This is a genomic window from Oscillatoria salina IIICB1 (genome assembly GCF_020144665.1).
In the GTDB taxonomy this organism is placed as follows: Bacteria; Cyanobacteriota; Cyanobacteriia; order Cyanobacteriales; family SIO1D9; genus IIICB1.
In genome coordinates this window covers 53,181-69,611 of record NZ_JAAHBQ010000007.1, presented here as the reverse complement: position 1 = coordinate 69,611, position 16,431 = coordinate 53,181, and the positions used below count along the sequence as shown (strand labels likewise).

Annotated in this window: 13 protein-coding genes; 3 read left to right on the top strand and 10 right to left on the bottom strand. The window is 44.0% G+C overall.

What is annotated here, in order from left to right:
* Positions 1-73: 73 nt before the first annotated feature.
* The 6 genes from G3T18_RS02540 to G3T18_RS02520 all read right to left on the bottom strand — a co-directional run bounded on the left by G3T18_RS02540 (position 74) and on the right by G3T18_RS02520 (position 7,382).
* The gene (locus G3T18_RS02540) at positions 74-1,261 is read right to left on the bottom strand and encodes a TRC40/GET3/ArsA family transport-energizing ATPase (RefSeq protein ID WP_224408950.1); all 1,188 of its coding nucleotides are present in this window, start codon (positions 1,259-1,261) and stop codon (positions 74-76) included.
* Positions 1,262-1,291: 30 nt separating this feature from the next.
* Positions 1,292-1,693 carry a DUF2358 domain-containing protein gene (locus G3T18_RS02535; protein WP_224408949.1) on the bottom strand — a complete coding sequence of 134 codons (402 nt, stop codon included), beginning with the start codon at positions 1,691-1,693 and terminating at the stop codon, positions 1,292-1,294.
* Between the two features lie 14 nt (positions 1,694-1,707).
* Entirely contained in the window at positions 1,708-2,271 is a 564-nt protein-coding gene (locus G3T18_RS02530) for a YbjN domain-containing protein (RefSeq protein ID WP_224408948.1), read from the bottom strand.
* 72 nt (positions 2,272-2,343) lie between these two features.
* Positions 2,344-4,149 (bottom strand): DUF4912 domain-containing protein, encoded by a 1,806-nt coding sequence (locus tag G3T18_RS25840; RefSeq protein ID WP_224408947.1) that lies wholly within the window; start codon positions 4,147-4,149, stop codon positions 2,344-2,346.
* A 663-nt stretch (positions 4,150-4,812) separates the two neighbouring features.
* Positions 4,813-4,938, bottom strand: coding sequence for a hypothetical protein (locus G3T18_RS25415; RefSeq protein WP_263480245.1), 126 nt, complete (start codon positions 4,936-4,938; stop codon positions 4,813-4,815).
* 38 nt (positions 4,939-4,976) lie between these two features.
* Positions 4,977-7,382: an IMS domain-containing protein gene (locus tag G3T18_RS02520; protein WP_224408946.1), complete on the bottom strand. Its 2,406-nt coding sequence runs from the start codon at positions 7,380-7,382 to the stop codon at positions 4,977-4,979.
* 601 nt (positions 7,383-7,983) lie between these two features.
* Between G3T18_RS02520 and G3T18_RS02515 the strand changes: the two genes are divergently transcribed.
* Together G3T18_RS02515 and pdhA are read left to right on the top strand one after the other, a co-directional pair.
* The gene (locus tag G3T18_RS02515; protein ID WP_224408945.1) at positions 7,984-8,364 is read left to right on the top strand and encodes a zinc ribbon domain-containing protein; all 381 of its coding nucleotides are present in this window, start codon (positions 7,984-7,986) and stop codon (positions 8,362-8,364) included.
* A 20-nt stretch (positions 8,365-8,384) separates the two neighbouring features.
* Positions 8,385-9,419: a pyruvate dehydrogenase (acetyl-transferring) E1 component subunit alpha gene (gene pdhA / locus G3T18_RS02510; protein ID WP_224408944.1), complete on the top strand. Its 1,035-nt coding sequence runs from the start codon at positions 8,385-8,387 to the stop codon at positions 9,417-9,419.
* Between the two features lie 492 nt (positions 9,420-9,911).
* Here pdhA and G3T18_RS02505 read toward each other — a convergent pair whose 3' ends face one another.
* Both G3T18_RS02505 and G3T18_RS02500 read right to left on the bottom strand, forming a co-directional pair.
* Positions 9,912-10,277, bottom strand: a complete 366-nt coding sequence (locus tag G3T18_RS02505; RefSeq protein WP_224408943.1) for a DUF1815 family protein — start codon at positions 10,275-10,277, stop codon at positions 9,912-9,914.
* Positions 10,278-10,751: 474 nt separating this feature from the next.
* Positions 10,752-13,235 (bottom strand): glycogen/starch/alpha-glucan phosphorylase, encoded by a 2,484-nt coding sequence (locus tag G3T18_RS02500; protein ID WP_224408976.1) that lies wholly within the window; start codon positions 13,233-13,235, stop codon positions 10,752-10,754.
* A 373-nt stretch (positions 13,236-13,608) separates the two neighbouring features.
* On the opposite strand from G3T18_RS02500, the gene G3T18_RS02495 reads away from it, so the two are divergent.
* Positions 13,609-14,199: an NADPH-dependent FMN reductase gene (locus G3T18_RS02495; protein WP_224408942.1), complete on the top strand. Its 591-nt coding sequence runs from the start codon at positions 13,609-13,611 to the stop codon at positions 14,197-14,199.
* Positions 14,200-14,552: 353 nt separating this feature from the next.
* Here G3T18_RS02495 and G3T18_RS02490 read toward each other — a convergent pair whose 3' ends face one another.
* Both G3T18_RS02490 and G3T18_RS02485 read right to left on the bottom strand, forming a co-directional pair.
* Positions 14,553-14,765: a DUF2839 domain-containing protein gene (locus G3T18_RS02490; RefSeq protein ID WP_224408941.1), complete on the bottom strand. Its 213-nt coding sequence runs from the start codon at positions 14,763-14,765 to the stop codon at positions 14,553-14,555.
* Between the two features lie 77 nt (positions 14,766-14,842).
* Positions 14,843-16,372, bottom strand: coding sequence for a helicase C-terminal domain-containing protein (locus tag G3T18_RS02485; RefSeq protein WP_224408940.1), 1,530 nt, complete (start codon positions 16,370-16,372; stop codon positions 14,843-14,845).
* Between the last annotated feature and the right edge of the window lie 59 nt (positions 16,373-16,431).

Sequence of the window (16,431 nt, the reverse complement as noted above, 5' to 3'; positions counted from 1 at the left end):
TTTTAAGTCTAGCATTTAGCTGGTGACTACAAAACTCCTAAGAGAATTTTGTAGTCTTTTGCTGATTATTTACTTAAACTTTTGCCACATCGGAGAAGCGAATTTTTAAATAATCGTCTTCCATTTTTGCACCTGTTGGCTGCAATGCGGCTAAAGCTTGGGGTAAAACTAAATTGCGCCGATGATTGCCAATTCTAATATTCAATTCATCGCCAGTTTTATTCAGTTGAATTTGGTCTTTTGCTATTCCAGGTAAATACAATTCCAAACTATATTGATTTTGTTCCTGAATGACTCTAATGGTATTTTCCTGGTAATAAACCTGAGTTGGATCTTCATCAGCAAACAAAGTTTCCTTCAATCTTTCTAATGCAGGTAAACCACACATTTCTTCCGAGTAAAGCGGTACTTCTTTTACAGGTAAAGGAAGGAAATTTTCGTGAATTTCTTGACGATAAATTTGTTGATTCTCCTTCCAACGTTGGAAAAATGGATCGTTAACTTCATCAGGAATAATCCGATTTGCAACTACTAAATCTGTAGCTACATTATAGAGACTCAAATAAGCATGAGCGCGTAAAGATTCTTTAATCACCATTTTTTCGGGATTAGTTACCAAACGCACTGAAGTTTGCTGATTATCAGTTAAAACCTTTTCTAACTCCTCAATTTGTTGGTAAAATTCATAAGGAGCGTCCATTACTTCCTTATCGGGAAGAGAAAAACCAGCGATCGGGCGAAAAATTGGTTCTACAAGTGGTCTGAGAGCGACTGACATTCCTTGTAAAGGTTTGTAAAATCTTCTCATATACCAACCGCCAACTTCGGGAATACTTAGTAGCCGCAAAGCCGTCCCTGTTGGTGCAGAATCAATAATTAGCACCTCAAAATCTTCTTCGTCGTAATGACGTTTCATGCGTACCAAGCCGAAAATTTCATCCATCCCTGGTAAGATTGCCAATTCTTCCGCTTGTACGCCTTCCAGTCCCCGCGCTTGCAAAACCTGGGTAATATAGCGTTTGACAGCGCCCCAGTTGCTTTCTAGTTCGATGAGTGCATCGAGTTCCGCACCCCAGAGATTGGGACGCACCAGGCGCGGTTCGTGCGCCAATTCTAGGTCAAAACTGTCGGCGAGGGAGTGAGCGGGATCGGTACTTAGTACAAGTGTTTTATAACCGAGTTCGGCACAGCGAAGTCCGGTAGCAGCAGCAACAGAGGTTTTGCCAACTCCTCCTTTACCAGTCATGAGAATTAAACGCATGGGGAAAGTCCTATCTGAGAGCGGTTTACATTACTTAGTATCTTTTCTCATTTTAGAGGCAAAGAAATTTTGTTTGAGAACATCGAAGCGGGAGATATGCCAAAAATCGAGGTGAGAAATAACTGTAGACTCGTTTTTGACTTTTAATTCGCTTCTACCAGGGATTGCTAGACGAGGTTTCCAAGGTAGAGGAGAGGTCATATTTAATGTCCATTCAGTGTGAATAGTATCTCCTTCACGATAAATGTTGTGGAGATCCATTTTTACGTCTTGAAAAAAAGTACCGAGGAACTGAATCATCTTTTGATAGCGCTTTACGCCACGAAATTTATTAAGAGGGTCTTGAAAATAGACATTTTCCGCGTAAATGCTGTAAGTTTGGTTGTCAGGAAAACGCTGATAATCTTCTTTAAGTATTTGCAGAATATCCATTGTTGAGGCTGAAATTATACTTCTGACCAAAGTCTTTCTAATTGATAGCGCCATGCTTGGAGAAACCGTTCTCTTTCTTGGGGATTTTGTTCCATGCCGCCTAGCATTCCTTCATGATAAAATCGCTCTAAATTTTGGATTGTGTCTTGGAGGGTTTGTCCTTGGAGTTTGGCGGCGCTAATAATTTGCAGAATTTGCTTTTCAACGAGTAAATTAAAGACCTCATCAAGTCCTTTTTCTTTGAGAGAGACGAGACGCGCGATCGCCGCTTCTAAATCCTCTGGTGTTAAACTAGCAACATTGTGCTGATATACTCCCCACAAAACTTCTTGATGAAAGGCATAGCGAACTTCTTGGGTTAAATCAAAATTGGCTTCTAGTAACTGTTCCAAAAATGGTTTTGCTTCCCGTACGGGTACAATTGGCAACAACAGTCGCAGCCAACTCTTATCTTCCGACAGAATCGCTAATAACCTTACTTGGTCTAACTCTACTTGCCAAGAGTCATCTGTGGGAGTTTTCACTGCTTTCGCAGGGAAAATCTGGTTAAAAGTAGTGGTAATCTCTTCTATTTTCATAATCTCCTACGATACAAACAACAAACCCCCGACTCATCTATCGGGGGGAAGCAATCTTATCTTTCAGTTATTTTAAGCAAGCCATTCTTCAACAGCTTCTTCTTTCGTATTGGTATGACGAGATGGTGTCTCGCGGTTAAACTTCATGTGAATCGATCGCATTTGCTCGCCATCAACCGCAACAGCCATAATTGGATAATCGATTAAACCATCTTGGAAAGACATCTGGAAGCGGAAAGTACCGTCTGGATTAAGTTTAATCGGTCGTCCGCCAATGGTAACGGTAGCATCTGGCTCAGTTGCACCATAAACGATTAATTCAGCATCAGCAACTAACCAGAACTTACGGGGACGAACTTGGGGTAAAGAACCAGAAAAGCCTGCTCCAGACATGGTTAAACCTGCTCCAGACATGGTGTAACCCATACCTACGCCAGACATCGAGTAACCCATACCTACGCCAGACATCGAGTAACCCATACCTACGCCAGACATCGAGTAACCCATACCTACGCCAGACATCGAGTAACCCATACCTGCTCCCGACATGGTGTAGCCCATACCTGCTCCCGACATGGTGTAGCCCATCTCTGCGCCCGACATCGAGTAGCCCATACCTGCTCCCGACATGGTGTAGCCCATACCAGCGCCCGACATGGTGTAGCCCATACCTGCTCCAGACATGGTGTAGCCCATACCTGCTCCAGACATGGTGTAGCCCATACCTGCTCCAGACATGGTGTAGCCCATCTCTGCGCCCGACATTGAGTAGCCCATACCAGCGCCCGACATCGAGTAGCCCATACCAGCGCCCGACATCGAGTAGCCCACTCCGGACATTGTGGGAACTGCTCCTGCTCCTGCCCACATTCCCATACCAGAGGGGAAGACATAGGAACTAACAGCTTGTTGTGATACTACTGAGCCAGGAATATGCTGGATTGAACCGGAAACGTGCTGGATTGAACCGGAAACGTGCTGGATTGAACCGGAAACGTGCTGGATTGAACCGGGAACTTGCTGGATTGAACCGGGAACTTGCTGGATTGAACCGGGAACTTGCTGCATTGAGCCAAATAAAGAACCCGCAACACGCTGGGCTTCCCCAGCTTGCGCCATGTCAAAGATGTCATCGTAAATTTGCTTGCCAGTACCAGCCTCGAAACCTGCGGGTATCCGCTTGGTAGGAGGAACTAACTCCATGAAAGTCTTGCCGCGCAAATCTTCTTCCCAGCCGACAGTGATGAAGCGATCGTCAATCCAGTCAGAAGGATAAATCGGAGGTACGCGTACAGCCGCAGAACGAGCCAAAACTAACCAACGACCGTCAACAGCACGATAGCCAATTTCGACAAGATAATCGCGATCGCTGACGGGAATTGGTATATACCACTCTCTGGCTAGTTCATCACAGAGATATTCCTGCACGCTGTGAGCGCGTTGAGCATCTAAATTAATATCTGTAACGTCATAAAGCCGCAACGCTAACTGCTGTCCTCCCTGACGACGCAATTCTTCTTTTTGCTCGTTAGGAATATCCCAGTAAATGTAGCACCACTGCGGATCGCGAGGCATTAACACAATTCGACTCTCGCCGTAACCTGCTGGTAAATCTGACAATCCTTTGTCCACATCCGCCAGGGTCCCACCTGTGGGATCTTCTTGTCCGACTATAAATTTTGTTGCTTCCACTGTTTCCTTTACCTCCTCGGTGCGAGATGGAACCGCAGAAATTTGCTCTGCTTCAATGATTTTTTTCAGTTCAGCCAGCAAGCGTGCTTTACGCATCCGACTGTAACGACTAACGTTATATTTGCTGGCAACTTTACGCAGTTGCCGTAAAGTCATTTCTTCAAGAGGTGGGCGTTCTTTTGCCATAGGGTATTTCTCCTATATTTTTGTTCCGAATAAGGGCTGATTGCGCCTTGGATGAGGCAAGGGAATGCTATCAAGGAACTGGTTTTTTTTTGCCCCTATTCAGGACTTGCAATAACAGACGTGCATCTCAATTTAATTTGAGTTTTGACTTCTTAATGCTGTTACTTTTAGCTTTCACAACCAGCCTTGGAAGTTTCTTGCACATCCCTAATCCCTTACCTCTCAATTTTTGTTAGAGGTTTCGATCTTTGCCGGTTTTCTAGACAAATATTTCACTTGTCTACGATCGCCTTTTTGTAAGGTGTTACCCTTACTGGATGTATTACCAAGCCCTGTATTCCCTCAGACTAGCGTTGGGAAATTTGTCAGTGAATAGGCTGCTCTTGACATCCGTATTCATCACTTTTCCCTAAGTTGCTTCGACAAAAGCTTAATTTCGCCTTTGTCTGGGGATCGCGGGGATCGTTTTCTTAACTTTATGTAACAAAATCTTCCCCTTCTCAGTCAAGGGGTTTTCCTTACTATTACTGGGGAGTTAACGATTTTATTGGGATCGTGGGGATCGTAATGTCAAAATTTGATGACATTGGGGACTGGGTTCAGTGAACAGGGAACAGTGACCAGTGAACAGTTTATTCCCTAATTGCTTTTTGTCTCCAATATCTATTGGTAACTGATAACTGATAACTGATAACTGATAACTGGTAACTGATAACTGGTAAATGCACCGTACGCGATCGCTGAAGCCGTTGGTTTGCTTTTTAAAGCAAACCAACGGCTATTTGTCAAGATAAAGTTTAGCGATCGGGCGATCGTCAGAATCTTTTCTATCTCAGCAGTTCAGTACCTTTAATTTGCCACTGACCTTCTTGACGTACCAAATCATAACGAACTCGCAAATTTTCGTCATAAGAATCGCCCGGATTGAGTTGACCTCCGGTATAAGACTTAGCAACTTCTCTGACTACTGCTTCCACCGTTCCTTGGTCGGGATTTGCGGGATTTTCTGCAACCGATTCTATCTGAAGCTCGTGTCCGTAGAAGCGATAAGCATCACTACGCTGCAAGTTTTGGGCATTTCTGCGCCATTGAGATAGCAAAGGCTCGGCTAAAATTTGGTTTAAGCGATCGACTTGATGTTCCGGACCGAGCGCCGCCGCTTTCGCCGCAAACCAAGTGCGAATCGCTTGTTCCGCAGTTGCCTCGGTTAAAGGTCCTTCAGGAGCTACTAACGGAAGTTCAGATTCCGGAATTTCTACAGGAGGCTCGCTCAAAGTTACCACAGGCTGAGGTTCTTCCAAAGTAGGAGAATTTTGACTAAAAAGGCTTTGTACTAACTTAAAAGAACCCCACAACAGCAACACCAACCCCAAAAGCAGCCCTGCACCAACTAGCCATAAACGAGCCAATTGAGGAGAAGAAGATTTAGTACCAGAACGGCGATCTCTATTAGCGATCGCATCTAGCGAACCAGAGCCATTACCATTAGGAGCAGACTCTGTAAATCCTGGCGCGTTGGAAGAATCGATTCCCAAACTTCCAGAGCGAGAACTACCGGGCGGAATTGCCCGACGACCGCGCGCCGTACCTGCTACACCCGTAGTTTCCGAAACCAACTCTGACGACCTTTGTGTACTTCCTCCACCACCCGCCAAAGTTGAAACCCCAGCACTATAACCACGAGTTGTCGTCGGCGCACCGCCACGTTCTCGGTTAGTCAGCGTCGTTAAAGTTGAACCCGTACCTGTAGTTGTTGCTGTCCCCTGAGTTCCCGCAGTCGGCGAGCCAAAACGCGATCGCACCTCCATTCCTCGCCGCCCCTCCATTGCTACTGACGAACGAGAACTTTGTCCATTCGTTGCTGTACTCGTACCAGCAACACCCACACTCGTTTGCTCATCCACCGACCACTGATTCTCATTACCCGTTTCTACAGGTAATTGCTCCAAGAAACCCTGCACCCGTTCGTCAGCAAAATAATCCTTCAAAGAAACCTGCTTATTTGCCAAATCTCGAAAATGAGGAAACACCTCAGTTTGCAGCCAACGTTCCCCATACAAACACAACCCAGGCAACAAATCTGGCGCACCTTGAGAATGTTCCCGAATAAAAGCCAAAGGTTCGTATTCCTGACTCAATTCCAGAGCGCGAGTAGCCTCTTCCGTCTGACCCAACAGCAAAGCACAGACCGCCTGTTCCAAATGCACATCCTGGCGTTTTCCCAGACGCATCAGCATTTCCTTCGCCCTTAAAATCAGCCTTGGATCTCGCTCAGCGAAGCCCCGTCCCAACAAAGAGTAAACAGCCAAATAAGTTGCCACAGCCGAAGGTCGTCGCGCTTCCGCTTCAAACAACTCCTGCTGTTCCGCCGCCGTTAAATAGCTGCGTAGCTGCTGAATAAAACGGAGAAAATCATCAATACTCAAACCCGAGCGATCTTCACCAGTACCATCGATACCGCCCCGTTCCGCCAACATTTCTCGCAAAAGCTGCAAACCCTTACGTCTAGCCCTAGTTTTTTTCACACCCAGCGCTAGTAACTCCAAAATCCTGTAAGGTCGTAGCTTATAGAGATCCGTTTGAATTTCTCCGCGAACAGTAGGAAACAAACCCTCATGAAGGAGCAACTCTTGACCCGTTTGTCCCGAAACAGCAGCATCTTCATAATGACCTTGCTGCCATTGTTCCCTACCCAACTCCAAACAAGCCAGAGCCAGAGTTAAAACAATATCCGCCCGTACTAATTGGGGATCTCCCAACAAACCTTTATCAACACTAATTGCAGCATTACGCTCATCGAGATAGCGATGTCCCAGCTTCAGGACTAATTCGTACTCGCCTAACTCTTGGAGAATCAAGAGAGCGCCGACAAATTGTTCTGACTTAATTTCGATCCAAGGCGTGCGAGGATCGACCTCAACATCATCTTCCTCATCAGATTTGACCAGAGGCAATTCTACTTGTGGCTGCGCTTCAGGAACTCGGCGAGCAACCCCTTGCCCCTGTTCGTAATTTTTCGCAAAAAACTTAGCATCGTATCTCGAGCGACTTTCTGGGTCAGACAAAACCGAGAAAGCTTTTTCCAGCAGTTCTTTACGAGCAGCGATCGCCGCATCGCTGTACTCTCGACGAGGCAGTTGGCGAGTCCGATCTTGATACGCCTGAGCGATCTGCTCGTCGCTTGCCTGAATTGGTACGCCTATAATTCTGTAATAATCGAGCGGAATTCGCACGGTTCGCTTCCCCAGAGCATCGCAAGCTTAATTAACTTATCTTCTCTTCGTTAGCTATCCCAGAGCTAACTTTCGGGACTAAACAGAAGCAAGAGGTTGAAAATCCTCGATATCTTCTGTAATCCTTAGCTACAGTTTTAGTAGTAGAAGCTTAAGCTTCCCCACTCTCGCTGATTCTTCAAACACCAGTTATTATCTTTTATATCTATTAACATTTAATTTAATCAGTTAGAAAAAATTTTTTCACTACTGCCTCAAGCCGATTTTCTTATCTGACCTTGTGCTGTGCTAATTAACGCCTGTATTTTACCATCAGATATTATATCTTTTCCTCTTTATTTTACCCATCCCTAGCAAGCTTTTCGCGAGTAGCTCGTCTTTGAAGACCACAAAAGCGTTTATTCGTATAGTCTTGCTTTCCTTGGCTGAACCTTGCTACGCTGCATAAACTGACACCGAAAAAGCTCCGAGAAGCCTTGCCCTTCAAGGGCGGGGAGGGATAGGAGTTGAAAATAAGGGGCATCGAACCCCTTATTTTCAAAAATAGACTATAATCATAATTTTGAAGTTTTAGATGACATGAAACAAGTATTAACCTTAGTTGTCAAGCTACAAGCCGACGAGAAACAACAGTTGCGATCTCAAACGGTCTAATTCCTGGGCTTTTTCTCAATTGCGGACGTTCTTAGAGTACAAGGGAATCAAAGAAGGAGTGGAAGTAATTGCTATCCCTCCCGCTTATACTAGTCAAACGTGCCATAAATGCTTGCATTCAGGCATTAGAGCTGGAAAATCTTTCCGGTGTACAAATCCTCGATGTCAAGATCAAGGGGATGCGGATGTTAATGCTTCATTAGTAATTGCGCTTTGGGGCTGTTCTTTCAACCAGCCTGGAGGTTCGCAGTTGTTGTCTTGTACGATGACTCCAGGGCTACTGAAAGCCTCGACCCTAATTGGCGAGGTTGTTTACGAATATATTTGATTAAGGATTCTACAGAAGCTATGGTTTCCGAACGCACTTTACCTGAGTTTCACGCTACTTCAGCCCAAATATCTTCTGAAGAAGGCTTAGTTCTCTATGAGGATATGATTCTGGGGCGGTTTTTTGAGGACAAATGTGCTGAAATGTACTACCGAGGCAAAATGTTCGGTTTTGTCCATCTTTATAACGGTCAGGAGGCTGTTTCTACTGGGGTGATTAAGGCGATGCGCCCTGATGAAGATTTTGTGTCTAGTACCTATCGCGACCACGTTCATGCTCTTAGTTGTGGGGTTCCAGCGAGAGAGGTAATGGCGGAGTTGTTTGGTAAGGCGACTGGATGCAGCAAAGGTCGCGGTGGTTCGATGCATATGTTTTCTGCCGAACATCGTTTACTCGGAGGTTATGCTTTTGTGGCAGAAGGTATTCCCGTGGCTACTGGTGCTGCTTTCCAAAGTAAGTATCGCAGAGAGGTGATGGGAGATGAAAGTGCTGACCAGGTGACTGCTTGCTTTTTTGGCGATGGCGCCAGTAATAATGGTCAGTTTTTTGAATGCTTGAATATGGCGGCGCTGTGGAAGTTGCCGATTCTGTATGTGGTGGAAAATAATAAGTGGGCAATTGGGATGGCTCACGAACGTGCTACTTCTCAACCTGAGATTTATAAAAAGGCTAGCGTCTTTGGTATGGCTGGGGTTGAGGTTGATGGGATGGATGTCCTCGCGGTTCGGGCTGCGGCTCAAGAGGCGATCGCCCGCGCTCGTGCTGGTGAAGGTCCGACTTTGATTGAAGCTCTTACTTATCGTTTCCGGGGTCACTCTCTCGCCGATCCTGATGAGTTACGCTCTCCAGAAGAAAAACAAACTTGGAAAGCTCGCGATCCCATTCAAAAGTTTGCTGCTTACTTAACTGAACAAAATTTGGCAGATTCGGCGGAACTTAAGGAAATTGAGCGTAAAGTTCAACAACTGGTTAATGAGGCGGTGGAATTTGCTGAAAATAGCCCCGAACCCGATCCTAGCGAACTGCGTCGCTTTATTTTTGCTGAGGATGAATAGTTGAGAATTTATTTTTCTGGTGAATAAGTTCGCCTGGATTCTGATTTGAAAGCAAATGCGAAAAATGAGAGTGCCAGTTCTCTTTTGGTTAGAGGCTGGCACTCTGTTAGTTATAAGTTTGGTTTATTGTGGTTAGGGTCTTTATTGGGGCTGACCCTATTTAAATTTGATTTGGTTTTATCTATTGAGGGTCTTTATCTGGGCTGACTCCCTTTGAACTTTAATTATCATCTCTTGAAATGAGAGCAAAGTTTGATTTCATAATATTTTCTTTATTTTCTTTTTAAGAACTTTTGTAAATACTCATATACATAAGTTAAGTAATTTGGCAAGAGAAAGGCGATCGCCCTCTCTAAATCTCCCTCACAGCCACAGCAACAGTCTTACCCAAGAGCAAACCCTAGACTCAGAATAATTTCCTTGTCTAGGGCAGATAGTAAGATTGCGAGTTTGGGCATTGGTAATCTCTGTTTCGCTCCTCTAGAAAACTACTTAAGAGACGTGCATTTGCCTGACACTTGCTTTGGATTGTTCTCGACCTGATGGCGAAGGTTCTATATGATACTTAACTAGGTTCGCTAAATCCTGAAGTTGACTAATTGCTTCAGCCCCTTCCAATTTCATCAATTCTCGGTCATCGCGCATTTCAGTCCAGGTAATACCATAATCTGACACTAAAAAGCGAATTAAATGATTATCGCCTAAACTAACCATGAACGATGCACTATTCATTTGGCTGCCACAGGTATAGCAAGAAGCCAGATAGCCCCTATTCTCCAAGACAGTTGCTAGAGCTTGAAGATTCATTACCAAATCCTTGACAAATTGACGGTGCTGCTGTGCGAGTCTTAGAAACACTTTTTTCCTCCAAACACCACACCTAATTCTAGACCTTTTAATACTTTCTTAAGAATTCTCTTGGGCAAAATTGGGACTAAGTAAATAGCCAGTGCCGGTGAAAACGAAAGAAAGCAGTGTGTTACCACTATGAACTTTTTTAGCTTGACTGTTAGAGTTTGACCAGTATCAGTAACTACATTTAAACAACTTTCCATCTCCACAATAGCCAGATACACTAGCACGAAAAGGGTTCAGAACCTTTTGGTTACAAGACTAACAGCGAAAATTTTAACACCGAAATTAAGAAAAAAAAATTTTATTACTGAAGGCACTTTTGTCAGTATCGAGACGAAATAGATAAATAAAAATAGACAGACATATAAGGAGATTGTATAAGGAAATTAACAATCTATTCGACAGTTGTCTGGAGAAATTAGTTTTCTCAATCCCCACCCTCTGCGGAATGCAGGGTGGGGTAGTTGAAAAAATTACTTATTGTTTTTGCACCTTCAAACCTGCGGTTTCTTGATCGTATTCTCCAAGTTCAACTTTGAGAGGCTCAATCTGCCAGATTTCATCAGCATACTCTTTAATTGGGCGATCGGAAGAGAAAATACCCATGCGTGCAGCATTGAGAATTGACATTCGCAACCAATTTTCCCGATCTTTATAAGCTTCACTAACTTGTTGTTGACAGTCAACGTAAGCTTGATAATCAGCCAAAAGCATAAAGCGATCGCCGTATAGCAACGAGTCAAGCAATGGTTTGAACAATTCCGAATCACTGTGGGAGAAATAACCTGTAGCAATGCGATCGATAACCTGTTTGAGTTCAGAGTTATTTTGGTAGTAGTCCATCGGGTTATATCCCTGACGTTTCAACTCCCCAACTTCTTCGGCAGTCAAACCAAAGAGAAAGAAGTTTTCTGCTCCTACTTGTTCGCGGATTTCGATATTCGCTCCGTCAAGAGTCCCAATCGTCAACGAGCCATTCATAGCAAACTTCATGTTACCCGTACCCGAAGCTTCTTTACCAGCAGTGGAAATTTGCTCGGAAAGTTCGGCGGCGGGGTAAATTTTCTGACCAAGAGAAACGTTAAAGTTGGGTAAGAAAATGACTTTCAAACGACCATGCACGTCCGGATCGTCATTAACTACATCAGCAACAGCATTAATCAGTTTGATATTTAATTTTGCCATGAAGTAGCCTGGAGCTGCTTTACCGCCAAAAATAAACGTTCGGGGAACCACTTCCAACGCTGGATTTTGCTTAATCTGATTGTAAAGCGTGATGATATGCAGGACGTTTAACAACTGGCGCTTGTACTCGTGTATCCGCTTGACTTGGACATCAAAGATCGAATTGACATCTACTTCAATACCCATCGTATGGAGAATGTAGTCTGCCAAAGTTTGCTTATTTTGTAGCTTAATTTCCTGCCAGCGAGAGCGAAATTCAACATCGTCAGCAAAAGCTTCTAGACGCTTAAATTCATCCAAGTGCTTCACCCAATTAGAGCCAATTTTTTCTGTCACCAGTTGAGCTAGCTTGGGGTTACTTTGTAAAATCCAGCGTCGGGGAGTGACTCCATTAGTTTTGTTGTAGAACTTTTCGGGCCACAATTGGGCAAAATCGCGGAGCGTATCTTTTTTGAGCAGTTCAGTATGTAAAGCTGCTACGCCGTTAACTGCGTGGGAACCAATACAAGCTAAGTGCGCCATCCGGATTGACTTCTCCGGATATTCCTCAATAATTGACAAACGTTCTAAACGCTTCTTATCCCCTGGATACCAAGTGCGGATATTTTCCAAGAAACGATGGTTAATTTCGTAGATAATTTCTAAATGTCGGGGTAATAGAGAACCAAACAAATCTACTGACCAACGTTCTAAGGCTTCTGGCAGCAAAGTATGGTTAGTATAAGCAAAGGTTTTTTGCGTAATTCTCCAAGCTTTATCCCAATCCAGATTTTGTTCGTCAATCAGCAAACGCATCATTTCTGCAATACTTACCGCCGGGTGAGTATCGTTGAGCTGAATGGCGACTTTTTCATGTAAGTTATCTACGTTCGGATTAGTGTGCAAGTGATTGCGGATAATATCCTGTAATGATGCGGAAACGAAGAAAAATTGCTGTTCTAGACGTAATTGTCTTCCTTGAGGAGTATTATCGTTCGGATAAAGTACCTTAGAAATGGTTTCCGAACCCATTTTCCGGGCGACTGCACCATCGTAGTCGCCAGCGTTAAAAGCATCGAAGTCAAATTCTTCAGTATCGCTGGCTTCTGCTTTCCACAAACGTAAGGCATTAACAGTGTTGGTGTTATATCCCGGAATCGGCGTATCATAAGGCATTGCTGTCACTGTGCGCTCTGGAATCCACTTGACGCAGGGATGGCCTTTGTCATCATGTTGAATTTCGGTATGTCCCCCATATTTGACCTCGACTGTGGCTTCCGGACGCTGAATTTCCCAAGGATTGCCATAGCGCAGCCATTTATCGGGGATTTCTATCTGCCAGCCATCTTTGATCGCTTGGTGGAAAATACCAAATTCGTAGCGAATGCCATAACCAACCGCAGGTAGTTCTAAACTAGCCATTGAGTCGAGGAAGCAAGCCGCTAGCCTTCCTAAACCTCCATTTCCTAAACCGGGGTCTTCTTCTTGTTCGATCAAATCTTCCAGCTTGAGTCCAGTTTCCTCGACGATCTTACGCACAGACTCATCAATACCGAGATTAATCAGATTATTTTCTAAGTGACGACCTGTCAAAAACTCTGCTGATAAGTAACAAACTCTCTTGACATTTGTCCTTGCGTATGTTTCTGCCGTTTTGAGAAAGCGGTGAATCAAGCGATCGCGTACCATGTGCGCGAGCGCTAGATAATAGTCTTTGAGAGTTGCTATGGATTCGTACTTGCCTTGGGTATAGAAAAGACTATCAGCAAAGGCTCGCTTGAGGGTTTCCACGCTCATGCCTGTGCGATCGTCTTCTACTTGAATTATGGTTTCTTTGATGGGAATATTTGTCTGCACGGGTTATCTATACTCCTGGTGCTTGTGCAACTATTGTGACTAATTGGCGTGCTTACGCAACTCTTACTTAACCTGCTGAAGGATAAGTTCAACAGTATCGAAGATAACAGCTTCTCGATCTCTGGGTTACTTCTTTTCCAATTTAACCACTTCCGTAATTGTTATTCTGTACTCATTGTGGCTGGAAACTGGCTATTCTTAATAGTGTTTTTGGAAGATTTGCGCTCTTCGGCGATCGCTGAAAAATTATGATTATGTTTACACTTGCGCGATCGCTTATCATAACTTTTGTCTAGTAGCTGGTAATTTCCTCATGACTACTCCACCGAAAATTCTCGCTTTTGCTGGTAGCGCCCGCGAAGCTTCTTTTAACAAGATGCTGGTGAAAATCGCGGCTGAGGGGGCAAAAATGGCGGGTGCAGAGGTTACTTATCTGGATTTGCGCGAGCTGCCGATGCCGCTTTTCGACCAAGATTTGGAAGCTAAGGAGGGACTAACAGAAAATGTCCTTAAGTTCAAAACCCTCCTCAAAGAACATCATGCCTTCGCGATCGCTTCTCCGGAATACAACAGTTCGATTACTCCTTTACTTAAGAATGTCATTGATTGGGCTTCACGACCAGAACCCGGAGAAGCACCAATGGCTTTAACTTGTTTTCGAGGAAAAATTGCGGCGTTGATGGCTACTTCACCTGGGGGTTTAGGTGGTTTACGAGGTTTGTCTCACATTCGTTCGATTTTGTCAAGTATTGGCGTGTTGGTTATCCCGGAGCAAAAAGCAATTCCCAACGCTTTCCAAGCATTTAGCGAAGAGGGTAAACTTAAAGACGAAAAACAACAAACAGCGATCGCGGAAATTGGTCGTCAGTTAGCGATTACAAGTGCAAAATTATTACAGGACTAAATCACCGCTTTAGCGCCATTGGCATTAAATTAAATTCTCCCCAAAGAATTTAGCCATTAGTTTCTGGAATTGGAGGACTAAAGTCCTCACTACGAACTCTTTGGGAATTGGAGGACTTTAGTTTTCACTACGAACTTTTTGGGGAATTGGAGGACTTTAGTTTTCACTACGAACTCTTTGGGGAATTTAGAGGACTAAAGTCCTCACTACGAACTTTTTGGGAATTGGAGGACTTTAGTTTTCACTACGAACTTTTTGGGAATTGGAGGACTTTAGTTTTCACTACGAACTTTTTGGGGAATTGGAGGACTTTAGTCCTCACTACGAACTGAGTTTAGTCCTTTAACTGTTAACTATTGAACTTGCCACCAACCAAAACCAGGTCCAATAATTCTGACGATTAACCAAAAAGCTACCATCAAGCCAATCCCAATCCAAGCGCCAGTCGTCGTCCACTTGTAAAACATTTGCGCTTGAGATTTGGTAATTGGTAGCCAGGGAAGAATCGTTTGTTCTTGACCGTATTTGTCTCCTAATGCCTCTTTACGGCGTTTAGCTTCACCCATAAAAATTTTCTCATAGAATCTATTTCTGGGAAATATGATAGCGCTTAGGAGTTACTAGTTACCAGTAAATTGACAAACTAACTTGAAGACTCAAACCAACTAGCATCGAGGTAGTTAATGCGGGCGAAAGGTTCGAGAGCAGTTAAAATTTTCTTACCGTAGCTGCGAAAATTAACTCGGTTATCCAGCAAAGCCACAACTCCACGAGATTCTCGTAAAGGTACGATCGCCCGTTGTAGTTGGTGCAAAGCGGTTGGTAACAAATAAGAGTCAAACCAGTTAAGACGCTGGCTTTTTAAGGCGGTGACTTGGGCTGCGACAAGAGGATTTTCTAAGGAAGGAATTGGTAACGTAGCAATGACTAGCAGTTGAGGAGGAGGAAACAAATCTTGATTGGCAATCCAGAATTCCCAACCAGTGACTAAAATGCCATTAACTGGAAGATTGATTTTTTCTACTTGGACTCGCGAACCAAACTCACCTGCTATATTTGCCCCGATTTGAGCTTTAAGCGGCACATCGTCAATTAAAAGGACAATTGGTTGATTTGCTCTGGGACAAATGCGAACTAAAGTATGAATTTGTGGCAGTAGGGCATTTTGAAATCCGGGCGTATTCGGCATAGGTAGCCGATAGGGTAAGTAAAGACGAATATATTCATTTTGGCGATCGGGTGCAAATTTGAGTGTAGTTAATTCAGGCAAACCTAACTTTTGACGATATATTGGTGCAGAGCGTTCTCGATCTAGAGGACAGCCAATCAACACTACTGGTTGCTGCGACCAAATTGATTGTAAAGCTGTACTTACTTCTAGTGGTGCGATGTGAAGTGTAAACTGTCCGAGATCTCTAGCAATAGATGCCCAGAGCATTTGTCCTGGTTGCTGGAATTGGACTTGATAATCGCGAACTACTCCAGTGTGAGAATGCCATTGGGGATCTTGACTTAAAGTTTGAAATAACTGCTGTAAGATTTTTTGTTCGGGGACGGAGAGTAAACAGCTACAGTAAGGATTTTGAGGATGTCCAAAGATTGCTTTAGTCAATTGTACTCGTAAGTCGCGAATTTCTTCTTGCTGGCGAGGATATTGACTCATCAAAGCATCCCAGTCTTGAGGCTGAATACTAATCGTGAGTTGTTCGCGAGTCCAATCTTCAAGTTCGTCAGCGCGATCGATAATTGTGGGAATATGTTGGGGAAAACGCTTTTGATTTTCCAAGCGATCGCTTAACCAAGCTTGTGGAGTTGTCAGGATTAAGCCTTGGAAATTATCTGTATCCGGGAAATGAGAGCCAATTTCGATGGGTTTATCTGTTTCTAACCATTCTTGTAACCACTGAATTGATTTCCCTAATCTTTGATGGGATCTTTGGGGTGTGACTAAGATTACTGGTTCGCTCCAAAGTAGTGCTGGTGTTAAATAACTCAGACAATATCGCTCCTGAGAGCTTCCCGTTTGAATTAAAGCATGGCGATCGTTACGCAAGGCTCGCGCTACCAACCTAGCCATCGTCAAATGATGCAGCCAGCGAACTGATTCAGTTTCTCGTAGCAAAGCACGCAGGGAGGTATGAACTTTTGCCTCAATGATCGCTTTCATGGTCATTTAATCTTCGCTCGTCCTTACCAATCCTAGCTTGTAGTAATGGTAAGCGAAGATGGGGT

Coding starts and splice junctions, on each gene's coding strand:
- G3T18_RS02540 (WP_224408950.1), bottom strand. CDS start 1,261: ATGCGTTTAATTCTCATGACTGGTAAAGGAGGAGTTGGCAAAACCTCT.
- G3T18_RS02535 (WP_224408949.1), bottom strand. CDS start 1,693: ATGGATATTCTGCAAATACTTAAAGAAGATTATCAGCGTTTTCCTGAC.
- G3T18_RS02530 (WP_224408948.1), bottom strand. CDS start 2,271: ATGAAAATAGAAGAGATTACCACTACTTTTAACCAGATTTTCCCTGCG.
- G3T18_RS25840 (WP_224408947.1), bottom strand. CDS start 4,149: ATGGCAAAAGAACGCCCACCTCTTGAAGAAATGACTTTACGGCAACTG.
- pdhA (WP_224408944.1), top strand. CDS start 8,385: ATGGTTTCCGAACGCACTTTACCTGAGTTTCACGCTACTTCAGCCCAA.
- G3T18_RS02500 (WP_224408976.1), bottom strand. CDS start 13,235: ATGAGCGTGGAAACCCTCAAGCGAGCCTTTGCTGATAGTCTTTTCTAT.
- G3T18_RS02495 (WP_224408942.1), top strand. CDS start 13,609: ATGACTACTCCACCGAAAATTCTCGCTTTTGCTGGTAGCGCCCGCGAA.
- G3T18_RS02490 (WP_224408941.1), bottom strand. CDS start 14,765: ATGGGTGAAGCTAAACGCCGTAAAGAGGCATTAGGAGACAAATACGGT.
- G3T18_RS02485 (WP_224408940.1), bottom strand. CDS start 16,372: ATGACCATGAAAGCGATCATTGAGGCAAAAGTTCATACCTCCCTGCGT.